This is a genomic window from Carboxylicivirga caseinilyticus, from assembly GCF_050589785.1.
Lineage (GTDB): Bacteria > Bacteroidota > Bacteroidia > Bacteroidales > Marinilabiliaceae > Carboxylicivirga > Carboxylicivirga caseinilyticus.
The window spans coordinates 104572-116174 of the sequence record NZ_JBNGOX010000014.1 but is presented as its reverse complement, the minus strand read 5'-3'; the positions used below and the strand labels follow the sequence as shown (position 1 = coordinate 116174).

Annotated in this window: 8 protein-coding genes; all 8 read left to right on the top strand. The window is 36.7% G+C overall.

Features of this window, described 5'->3' with window-relative positions; genetic code table 11:
• Positions 1-716, top strand: a 716-nt coding sequence (locus ACRD62_RS09545; protein ID WP_430819897.1) for an ROK family protein, incomplete at its 5' end; no start/stop codon positions are given.
• Positions 717-785: 69 nt separating this feature from the next.
• Positions 786-1670, top strand: a complete 885-nt coding sequence (locus ACRD62_RS09540; RefSeq protein ID WP_430819896.1) for an ROK family protein — start codon at positions 786-788, stop codon at positions 1668-1670.
• Positions 1671-1780: 110 nt separating this feature from the next.
• Complete coding sequence (locus ACRD62_RS09535) at positions 1781-3214, top strand: alpha-L-fucosidase (protein WP_430819895.1); 1434 nt, start codon at positions 1781-1783, stop codon at positions 3212-3214.
• A gap of 389 nt (positions 3215-3603) precedes the next feature.
• Entirely contained in the window at positions 3604-4533 is a 930-nt protein-coding gene (locus tag ACRD62_RS09530; RefSeq protein ID WP_430819894.1) for a TonB-dependent receptor plug domain-containing protein, read from the top strand.
• A 42-nt stretch (positions 4534-4575) separates the two neighbouring features.
• Positions 4576-6813, top strand: coding sequence for a SusC/RagA family TonB-linked outer membrane protein (locus ACRD62_RS09525; protein ID WP_430819893.1), 2238 nt, complete (start codon positions 4576-4578; stop codon positions 6811-6813).
• A gap of 12 nt (positions 6814-6825) precedes the next feature.
• A complete protein-coding gene (locus tag ACRD62_RS09520; protein WP_430819892.1) occupies positions 6826-8391 on the top strand; it encodes a SusD/RagB family nutrient-binding outer membrane lipoprotein in 1566 nt (521 codons plus the stop codon).
• 124 nt (positions 8392-8515) lie between these two features.
• Positions 8516-10765 (top strand): DUF4838 domain-containing protein, encoded by a 2250-nt coding sequence (locus ACRD62_RS09515; protein ID WP_430819891.1) that lies wholly within the window; start codon positions 8516-8518, stop codon positions 10763-10765.
• A gap of 241 nt (positions 10766-11006) precedes the next feature.
• Positions 11007-11600 (top strand): YkgJ family cysteine cluster protein, encoded by a 594-nt coding sequence (locus ACRD62_RS09510; RefSeq protein ID WP_430819890.1) that lies wholly within the window; start codon positions 11007-11009, stop codon positions 11598-11600.
• Positions 11601-11603: the final 3 nt, after the last annotated feature.

Below are 11603 nucleotides of genomic sequence, written 5' to 3'. Positions count from 1 at the left end.
CCTCCCTTTTAGGGGAGGTTTGGTGGGGTATAATGAAAGTAAAGTTACAATTTGAAAGATTCCTTATTTGCAGAATCACTTTTTGGACACCCTCTGAATTCAGATTAGGCAGCGCAAAAGGAAAGAAAGATATTCTGGTTTTATATCTCGATTGGGGAATCGGTTTAGGAATGATATTAAACGGAAATCTTTATCGGGGAACTTCAGGATTTGCGGGTGAATTCAGTCATATTCCAATGGTGGAAAATGGTAAGTTATGTCGATGTGGCAAACTTGGGTGTATCGAGACTGTAGCTTCAGGAATCAGGGTCTTAGAACTGGCTGAAGAAGGTGTTAAAGAGGGAAAAACCTCTATTAAACTCGATACGAAAAATCCGAATATCAAATCGTTGGAATTAAAGAATATAATTAAATCAGCTTTAGGAGGAGATCAGTATGCGATAAAGATATTGCATGAAACAGGTTTGAATCTTGGTAAAGCAATTTCCATATTAATACAGCTATTTAATCCAGAACTTATTGTTTTGTGTGGAATGTTGGCGCAATCTGGCGATTTAATAACAACGCCAATTCGTCAGGGTATCAATACACATGCAATGAAACAGATAAGTGAACAATCGAAAATTGTTGCTACTCAATTTGGAGCAAATATCGGTATGTTGGGAGCTGTTGCTGTAGTGATGGAAAATGCTTTTGAAAAGTATATAACTAACTAGAACGATCCTAAGTTTTTATGAGGGGATATAGCTTCAGAGCTATACATAATAACTTTTTAAGAAAAGGAAATGGATAAAGAGTGTTACATCGGTGTTGATGTAGGTGGAACAAAGATGCATTTTGCCTATGTTGAAGGTGGGAAAGTTGTAAAGCAATTTAAAACATCAACCGACGCATATAGGGGTAAGTCCGAGATTATTAATGATCTGATTAAAGGAATTGAGAATCTTATGGACGAAAAGGTTGCAGGTGTTGGAGTTGGAGTTCCGGGATTAATTGATGTTGAAAAAGGAATTGTTTATAACGTTCAGAATATACCAGCCTGGAAGAATGTTGAATTAAAGTCAGCACTTTCAGAGTATTTTAATTTGCCGGTGTTTATCGGAAATGATGCTAACTGCTTTTTATTGGGAGAGAAATTTTACGGCAAAGGTAAAGCTTACTCTGATTTGGTAGCCTTAGCTATGGGAACAGGTGTTGGAGCCGGTGTTTTAGTTAATGATAAACTACACATTGGTAATTTGTCAATGGCGGGTGAATTTGGAGGTATTGGTTATAAGGATGCTGATTTTGAAAACTATTGCAGTGGTAAGTTCTTTCAACGTACCTGTAAAAGTACCGGTAAAGAGATAGCTGAAAAGGCAATGGCAGGTGATGCGGAGTCGACAGAAGCTTTTAATAGTTTTGGTGAACATGTAGCACATCTTATCGAAACCATTATTTATTCATATGGTCCTGAAGCCATTATTTTGGGAGGTTCTTTATCTAATGCTTATCAACTGTTTGAGCCAAATATGACAGAGACTCTTAAGAAGTTTCCTCATCAGAACGCTTTACAGACAACAGCTTTGATAGCTTCAGAAAATAGTGAAATACCAGTTTTAGGTGCTGCGGCATTAGTGCCCTATTATCTTCAAAAAGATGTTGTAGAAGAAATTTTAAAAACGGCTTAAATAGTAACTACTATACATATAACGTTAGTTGAAAGGGCTGATAAATAAATTTTTTGATAGAATTAGAAAAGATCTGGTTTGAATTGAAACAGATTGTACACAATAAGATTATGAGAAAAATTATTCTAACATTTTTATTTCTTCTGGTTGTTGTTTCGCAAATGATATTTGCCCAACACGAACATCCTCAAACGGAGCATTACATGGCCCCGAAGGATGAGCAGGTGATTCAAAAACTGGAGGAATGGCAGGATCTTAAGTTTGGTATTATTATTCATTGGGGTTTATATGCTGTTCCGGGAATTATTGAATCATGGTCGGTTTGTTCTGAGGATTGGATTGATCGTGATAGCACCATTAGTTATAACGATTATAAAGAGTGGTATTTCGGATTGATTAATGAATTTAATCCGGTTAAGTTTAATCCAGAACAATGGGCTGAAGTTTCAAAGGAAGCTGGTATGAAGTATCTGGTTTTTACAACCAAGCATCATGATGGTTTTTGTTTATGGAATACGCAACAGACAGATTATAGCATTGCAAACTCACCTTTTGGATCAAACGATCATTCAGATGCATTGAAATATGTATTGAATGCCTATCGTAATCAAGGGTTTATGGTTGGTACATATTTCTCAAAACCTGACTGGCATTCTGATTATTACTGGTGGAAAAAGTATGCTACACCAAATCGTAATAACAATTACGATGCTGACAAATTTCCATGGCGATGGAACCAATTCAAAAAGTATACTTTCAATCAGATTCAGGAATTGATGACGGGTTATGGTGATGTTGATATTCTTTGGTTAGATGGTGGTTGGGTTCGTCCTATAGAGACGGTAACAGATGAGGTTAGAGCCTGGGGAGCTCCCATACCTTCATGGAGTCAGGATATTGATATGCCTTCAATAGCTAATATGGCCCGACAAAATCAACCCGGATTGCTAATTGTTGATCGTACGGTTGGTGGTTTGTACGAGAATTATCAGACGCCAGAACAAAGAATTCCGGATAAAGCATTGGATCATCCATGGGAGAGTTGTATTACTCTTGGTGGTGCATGGGGTTATTCTCCAAAAGATAGATTTAAGCCAACCTCGCAGGTGATAAGAACTTTGGTTGAAGTAGTTGCTAAAGGTGGTTCTTTATTGTTAGGTGTTGGTCCTACTCCGGAAGGAGAATTTACAGCAGAACAAGTGGCAAGTCTGAAAATGATAGGACAATGGATGCAGAAGAACGGGGAAGCAATTTATGCTACACGATCATTGGAAGTTTGTCAGAGCGATAATGTCTTTTTTACTCAATCAAAGGATCACAAGACTTGCTATGCAATTGCTTGTTATGACGAAGATGATACGTTGGAAACTACCTTTTCCTGGGAGGGAAATGTTCCTTCTAAGGGAAGTGCAATAAGACTTGTTTCTAATGGGAAACGGGTTAAATACCAGGTTTCGGGGGATAAGGTAAGTGTTGTTTTACCGAAAGATATGAAGGAATTGCCTTTGGGGAAGGCGATTGCATTTAAATATAAGAAGCAGTAAGGAGCTACTGCATAGTAAAGAGTGAGGCGATAATATTTCATCACAAAGGGGATGGTTATCAATTTAAGAAATACAAAGATATCGGAGTGGTAAGTTTCTTTTGGATCAACCTGTTGCGCTTAGCTATCGCGACAGGTTGACTCCAAAAGATTATCCAACAACGATGAGTTTTATACACAACTATTTTGTGTGTACAAGCCATTTCTATACCATTTTTTTAATGGAGAAGTAAAAAGAAATGTATTGATAGATAATAAGATAATAAAATTTAACCAAAGTAATTCTGAACATTATGAGACAGGTCAGATAGGAACAGAAAGACAATAAACTGAGAGATAAATCTTAAAAATTAAATCTAATATTTTTATTCACTTAACAAGTTGGAATCTATGAAAAAGACAATTGTTAAAGCAGCCAAACGGAGGTTTCAGGAGAGAATGAAACTACTATTGGTTTTAAGTCTGTGTTTAGTAGGCTTTACACAAATGGTGAGTGCTGAAGGAAGTATTGCAAATAATAATGAGAGCCTTCAGCAGGACGGAAAAACGGTTACAGGTAAAATTACCGATGCAAACGGTGATCCTTTAATTGGAGTAACCATCCTAATTGAAGGAACTACACAAGGAGTAATTACTGATATCGATGGTAATTATTCAATCGCAGTTCCATCAGAGTCAAGCGTTCTTCATTTTACATTTATTGGTTATAATGAGGAAGTTATGCCTGTAGCAGGAAAGACAACTATCAATCTAACAATGATTGAAGATGTAATAGAGTTAGAAGGTGTGGTTGTAACAGCTTTAGGTATTAAGCGTGAGAAAAAAGCCTTGACTTACGCACAACAAACTGTTTCAACTGAGGAACTGAGCGAAGCTCGTTCTTTGAACGTTGCCAACTCACTGTCGGGTAAGGTTGCTGGTTTGAACTTCTCTACTACCGGTGGTGGTGTAGGTAGTTCATCAAGGGTAACATTACGTGGTAACCGTTCTTTAACCGGAAACAACCAGCCATTGTATGTTATTGATGGTGTACCAATGGATAACAATGTTGCTAGTACAGCGTCTGCTGATATTGGTGGTAGAACAAGTTCAGATGGTATTTCAAACATCAACCCTGAAGATATTGAATCAATGTCGGTATTGAAAGGTGCTTCTGCTGCAGCTCTTTATGGTTCACGCGCAAGTAACGGTGTTATCATCATTACAACTAAAAAAGGTTCTTCCAATCAAAAGGCTAAAGTATCTGTATCATCGAATCTGATGTTTTCGAAAGCATATGACATGCTTAATCTACAGAATACTTACGGACAAGGTTCTTAGGGTGTTTACGATCCTACAAGTCGTTTAAGCTGGGGGCCTGAAATGACTGGTCAATCAGTAGCTGCATGGCAATTGTCATTCAATCCTGATTATGCAGGTCCATCTACCTATTCGATGACTCCACAGCCAGATAACGCTATGAGTTTATTCGAAACAGGTTACAACTGGGCTAAGACAGTTACTGCATCTATGGGTAACGAAAAAATTCAGGGATATTTCTCATATACCAATACTGAGGCAAAAGGTATTGTAAAAGGTAACGAATTGGATCGTCACAACTTAAACATTCGTTTAACAAGTGATTTGTCTGACAAATTACATTTAGATTCAAAAGCTAACTTTATCTCACAAACAATTGAAAATCCACTTAACACAGGTGAGAGTTCAGTTGGTGAGGCAGTTTACACAATGATCAGAAGTATGCCTTTTGAGCAAATTGAGCAATATCAATATACCGATGCTTCAGGCTTATTGCAATATAACTGGCCAAACCCTACATCAGTAGGTGGATTGGGAGGTAACCCATATTGGTATGCATTAAATCGTCCTTACACAGAAGTAAGAAATCGTTTTATCGGTTTTGCCTCTTTAAAATATGATTTAACTAAAGATTTGAGCTTAATGGTACGTTCAGGTATCGATCAAGCATCAAACAAAGCTGTTTCTAAGCAATATGCTTCTTTATCAGTTTTGGGTAACGACTATGGTAGCTATTCAGAAACATCTGGACAGACAATGGAATTAAACTCTGATTTCTTACTATCATATAACAAAGATTTTGGTGATTTCAGATTAGGATTAAACGTGGGTGGTAACTCGTTATACCAAAAACGTTCTTCTTTAAGTGCTGGTGGTCAGTTAAGCCGTAGAAACTTCTTTGCGCTAAGCAACCTTCAGACATCAACACCAACATCAAGTTTCTATGAAAAGAAAATGAACTCGTTGTATGCATTTGGTCAATTAGGTTATAAAGAATATTTGTACCTGGATGTAACAACTCGTAACGACTGGTCATCTACTTTGCCAGCTGATAACCGTTCTTACTTCTATCCTTCGGTAGGTTTAACTGCTGTATTGAGCGATATGTTTGATATTAGGTCAGATTTCCTTACTTTCTTGAAAGCACGTGGTTCATATGCTCAGGTGAGTAACGATACTGATCCTTATCGTTTAAGTAATGAGTTATTGTACTACAGATTTAATGGTGGTGTAGTACTTTCATCTACAGTTAAAAATAACGAGAACCTAAAGCCAGAAATCTCAGCTTCAACAGAATTTGGTGTTGATGCCCGTTTCTTCGGAAACAAGATTGGTTTGGATTTTACTTATTTTAAAACCAATACAAGCAACCAGATTTTTACAATCAATGTACCTGAAGTATCAGGATATTCTACTGAGTATGTTAACGGTGGAGAGATTGAGAACAAAGGTATTGAATTAACTTTCAATGCCGATGTATTGCACCGTGCTGATTTCTCATGGGACCTGACTGCTAACTTTGCTAAATACAAAACAACCGTATTGAGCATTATGGAAGGTCGCGATGAGTTATCAATCACAACCGGATATGAACGTGTTGCGCAAACTATTGTAAAAGAAGGCGGAGAGTATGGTGATTTGTATATCAGAGGTTTTGCAAGAAACGATGATGGACAGATTATTGTAAATGAAATTACTGGATTACCTGAAACAACATCAGGATTTGATGTGTATGCTGGTAACTTCAATCCAGACTGGACAGCAGGTTTAACTAACCGTTTTAATTATAAAAATTTCACATTAAGCTTCCTGGTTGATTTCCGTATTGGTGGTGAAGTAATTTCTTATACTCAGGCTCGTATGGCTGGTGCTGGTGTGAGCGATATCACATTAAACGGTCGTACTGACGGTTTTGTAGTTGATGGTGTAAATGCTATTACAGATGAAGCTACTGGAGCTGTATCGTATGTTACAAATACAACATCAGTTTTAGCAGAAGATTACTGGACTAAAGTTGCCAGTCGTGATCCAGCCTCAGCTGAAGACTTTGTGTTTGATGCAACCAACATTCGTCTACGTGAATTAGTTTTAGGTTATTCTTTACCAAAGAGTGTTCTAGGTAACGGTCCTTTTGCTGGTGTTAACTTCTCAGTTGTAGGTCGTAACTTGTTATTCTTCATGAATAATGCTAAATACTTCGATCCGGAACAAGGTGTTGGTGTTGGTAACCTTCAGGGTATTGAATCATTTAACATCCCTGCAACACGCGAATTTGGTTTTAACGTGAAATTGGATTTTTAAAAAATTGGAGATATGAAAAAATATATAGCAACAATATTTTCAGCAGTATTCCTATTGTATGTAACAGGATGTACATCAGATTTCGACGAAATCAATACCAATCCTAATACACTTACTTCTGATCAATTGGATGCCTCTATGGCAGGACCTTCATTTGCTAATGCGCAATACAAAGGTTTAGGAAATGCTTCTTGGAGTATTTCTGGTGATGACTACGGAACTTATGGTTTGGCAACAATGTTGCATTCTATGCTTTTTGTTCACTATTTCTCATGTGGAAGTACTGGATGGCAAACTGAACGTAACGGTGTTAACGATGGATGGAGAAGTCGTGGATGGTTACGTTTCTATACCTTAGCTGTTCCTTCGTTACGTAATGCTTATACAGCTGCCGAAGGCGACGAAGAAGCATTAGCTGTTTTGGATATCTGGAAAGTATTTATGTATCACCGTTTCACCGACTCTTGGGGACCGATAGCTTATTCAGCTGCCGGACAAGGAGGTGCTTCAGTAGCATACGATTTACAGGAAGATATGTATGATGATTTCTTTGCATTGTTAGAGAATGCGAACGAAACACTTAGCGGATTAAATGGTACAGTAGGTATTTTTAAAGATTACGATGCTATCTATGGTGGTGACACTGAGCTTTGGAGAAAATTTGCTAACTCAATGCGTTTGCGTTTAGCATTACGTATCTCAGATATCGATCCATCTCGTGCACAGGAAATAGCTGAAGCTGCGGTGGCTGCTGGTGTAATGGAAAGCAATGATGATTGTGCTTATTTTGCAGTGACTTCTGATACTTACAATAACTTTGTTGATATTGCTAAATATTGGGGATTCTATATGTCAGCTGATATGGAAAGTATCTTGAAAGGATACAACGATCCTCGTATGGAGATCTGGTATGGTACCAACGGTGAAGGAGAGTACATTGGTCAGCCAAATGGTGGTGGTACTACCCGTGACTGGAGTACATCTGTTTTAAGTCAATCGAACCAGGAAACTACATTTGGTGACAATACAGGTCATGATATTGAAGTTATGATGGCTGCAGAATCTTATTTCAACCGTGCAGAATGTGCATTGAAAGGCTGGAATATGAGCGGCACTGCTAAAGATTTGTACGAAGAAGGTGTTCGTTTATCATTATCACAATGGGGTGTTAGCGATGCATCTGCAATTGATACTTACCTTGCTGGAACTACAACGGCTGTTGAACCAACTTTAGCTGTTGAGTATACTAAAGTAGGTGGTAGTGCTACTCCTCCTGTTGACGTTCCTGTATCATGGGGGGCAACAGAAGCTGAGCAATTAAAGCAGATTGCAGTACAAAAATATCTGGCTCTTTTCCCTGAGTCATGGGAAACATGGGCAGACCTTCGTCGTTCAGATGCCGATATTCTTTATCCTTTATTGTATACTGAGGATGCTGACGGTAATTATGGAGTAATGCGAAGATTAACTTATGTGCCTACCGAGTATAGTACTAACGAAGCAGCTGTTAATGAAGCAGTAAGTTCGTTGTCAGGTGGTGATAAAGGTAGCGTAAGAGTATGGTGGGATGTAAATTAACCATTTATCAGTTATAATTAATGAAAGAGGAAATTCTGCAAAGGGTTTCCTCTTTTTACTCTGTGATAATTGATAACTTTAATGAACAGGTAATATGATATTAAGCGTTTATAAAACCTTAAAAATGAAATTTAATTTACTGATCCTGTTTTTTGTATTTATCACATTGAATGGATGTCAGAAATCTGTTTCAACTATTGATTTAATGCGAAATAATCATTCGGATTATCAAATAGTTGTTGCATCAAATGCTGATAGTACAACCTTGTTTGCTGCTCGTCAATTACAGGAGTTTATTCAGAAAGTGTCTGGTGTAAGTCTCTCTCTAAGTAATGAGGCAATAGCTGATGAAAGTACCATTTTTATTGGTAACGATTTGCTTAATCAACAAGCTCTGGGGATAGATTCTATGGATGAGGATGGGTTTATCATTTCAATAAAGGATAGGGAGATTATTTTATGTGGAGAAAACGGAAAAGCTAATTTGTATGCTGTATATACCTTTCTGGAAGAACATGTTGGATGTAATATGTTAACCCCAACAGAATACTTTATTCCTGAAAAAGAAAGGATTGTTCTTAACGAAGGTTTAAAAGTGTATGAACCAGATTTTACTTTGCGTAAACTTTGCTTTGATGATGATGAATTTCATGATTATAAGAATTGGAATAAACTGGAAGATCTTGATGAGTGGGGATTGTTTGTTCATACTTTTCAGCATTTAATTCCGCCTGAAAAGTATTTCGACAGTCATCCTGAGTATTTTTCACTGGTTGGTAATCATCGATTAAAAGATGGGCAATTGTGTTTGAGTAATGCGGGTACAATTCAAACCTTGATTGAAAACCTCGGAGTCATGATGGCTCAACATCCTGAAAAGAAATACTGGTCGGTGTCGCAAAATGATTGTTTTAATTATTGCGAATGTGAAGACTGCAAAGCCTTATATAAGAAATATGGGGATATTTCAGGAGCTTACATTCAAATGGCCAATCAGATAGCATCTAAGTTTCCTGATAAAGTAATATCAACATTGGCATATAATTTTACACGTTCGGCTCCTGAAAATATTAAACCATTACCGAACGTTAACATCATGTTTTGTTCCATTGAATGTAACCGAAGTATGCCATTGGCAGATGATGAGCGTAGTGCTGATTTTGTCACAGATATGGAAGACTGGAGTCGCTTATCGGATAATATTTTTGCCTGGGATTATGTAGTACAGTTTAAAAACTATTTAACTCCGTTTCCAAATTTTACTGTGTTGCAACCTAATCTTCGCTTTTTTCATCAACATGGTGTTAAAATCATGTTTGAGCAAGGGAGTGGTCATAATTGGTCGGATTTGAACGAGTTGAAGCAATATCTGCTTTCAAAATTAATGTGGGATGTCAATGCAAATGCTGATTCAATAATTAATGATTTTATAGCTAAATATTATGGCGATGCAGCTCCTTTTATTCGTTCATATTTTGATGCAACTCAACAAAACCTGAAAAAATTCGAACAAACAGAACGATTGGATATTTACGGATTTCCTGCAGATTATTTGGATTCATATCTGGCGCCTCAGTATCTGAACGACTATAAGGAAATAATGGATAGGGCAGAAGAGGCTGTTAAAAATGATCCAGTGTACCTAAAAAGGGTTCAACGTGCCCGGTTAGCGGTTGATTTTGCATATCTTGATATTGCATTAAATGAAGAACCTGATGGTATTTCGTATTTCGATAGAAGTGTTGATACTATTGTCGTTAAACAAGAAATGTTAGAATATCTCAATCGATTTACGATCAATTCAATTAATACCGGAGCTGTAAATATTAATGAACGACTTTTTAAGACGGATGATTATCGTACTTATGCTTTAAGTAAGTTAAAACGAATAACAGCCTTAAATAAAGCTAAAGGAAAGAATATTAAAATATTAAGCCTATACAGTGATAAGTATCCTGTTGGAGGAGCTTCGGCTTTAAACGATGGAGTGGTTGGAGAATTGGATTTTCACCAGAAATGGTTAGGGTTTGAAGGTGATGATATGATTCTTCTTGTTGATTTGGAATCACAGGAGGAAGTTCATAAAGTGAACATGAACTTTTTGAAGGCTATTAATTCTTGGACTTTTCTTCCATTGGAAGTTAAAGTTGAAGGGTCAATCGATGGCAAAGTGTTTAAAGAGTTGGGAAGAATAAAAAATAAGGATGAAGACAGAGGTTTTTTAGTACAGTCAATACCCTTTACGATCCAATTTGAGACAGAAAAATACAGATATTTAAAAGTAACAGCTAAATCAATGAAACAATGTCCTGAATGGCATCGGGGTTTTGGTAACCCAAGCTGGATGTTTGTTGATGAGTTGATTATTCAATAATTATATTTCTATAAAGGTCAGGATAATTAATGGTTTCCTGACCTTTTTTAGGATAATTGCTTTTATGAGATTAAAGTTAATCTAACTTTTTTATTAGTTGAAATATACTATTGAAAGAACTTTATATTAGAGATAAAAGTGCATGTTATTAGTGTTTTTTAATTCATAAAAATATTTGAGTTACTCAGAATCAGTTATCATTCTTTCGCATATATTTGGATAACATATTGATGAATATTTTATGACCATAGTGCACAAAGTCCGTGCTGTTGAGAGATTATTCAAAACACTGGAAAAAGACGTTCAAAAACTAAAAGAACAAACCGGTATTAGCTGTGCTAATAATTGCATAAAGTGTTGTACAACCTCCAATATTGAGGCAACACCAGTTGAGTTTTATCCATTGGCATACCATTTGGTTAAAAATGATTTATCCAACGATATTTTATCTCGAATTGATCAGGTTAATAATTCTGCTATTTGTCCTCTTTTGGATACATTCTCCATCAATGGTTCCAGAATTGGATGCATGTTTTACGAGCAGAGGGGACTAATCTGCAGAATTTTTGGATATACCTATCGTGTAAATAAATACGATCAACGTGTTCTTGCCACCTGTAAAACCATACAAACTGAACATCAGAATGGGGTAGTCATAGCTAATGAAATACTTCGCTTAAAACCATTGGGTCCCAAAGCAACCGATTATTATCAGCGGTTGCAGTTTGTCGATTATAATAAGGCACAAAAAATGTATCCTATTGGAGAAGCCATTAAAATAGCGATTGAAACCATTGCCACCCACTTTCATTATAAAAAGGGTAAGGCAATGTAATTC